The organism is Gemella sp., from assembly GCF_057272915.1.
Window position 1 is genome coordinate 1 of record NZ_DBHIUF010000015.1, and the last position, 587, is coordinate 587.

A 587-nucleotide genomic window follows, 5' to 3' on the forward strand; every position below is an offset into this window, starting at 1 on the left:
CTTTTTTTTCAACTTCTCTTGACTTTTCTGTTTACACAAAATATTATACACTATCCCTAGATATTCAAAAGAAGAGCGTCAAGCTATTCTCACTAAAAAGAAAGAAATGAAATTAAAACGAAAAAATAGGAAAAAAGCTATACTACTTAATATAGCATAGCTTCCTCCTAATTTTCAAAATCAACCGTACTTGACAAAGAACCAGAATTTTATGTATTTAAATAAAGATATTTATCTAAATTTCTCTATTTATCTTTACGGCGTTTCGCAACTGCCAATAATCCTCCGAATAATGCTAATCCTAAACCTGCTAAACCTGTATTATTCTCTGTTGTTCCCGTATTTGCCAAACGTTTTGTTTGAGCTTTTTGAACACCCTCTTCTACTTGAGGTGTTTTTGGATCAACTGGTTTTGTTGGATCAACTGGTTTTGTTGGTTCAACTGGTTTCGTTGGATCAACTGGTTTCGTTGGGTCAACTGGTTTGTTTGGTTCCACTGGTTTGTTTGGTTCCACCGGTTTGTTTGGTTCCACCGGTTTATTTGGTTCCACTGGTTTGTTTGGTTCCACTGGTTTGTTTGGTTCCAC

The 587-nt window shown here is 35.3% G+C and carries 1 protein-coding gene; it reads right to left on the bottom strand.

All coding sequences use genetic code 11. The features are described 5' to 3' along the window. Positions 1-245: 245 nt before the first annotated feature. Positions 246-587 (bottom strand): LPXTG cell wall anchor domain-containing protein (locus ACO6OL_RS06495; RefSeq protein WP_485502553.1); only part of this gene is annotated, 342 nt, incomplete at its 5' end.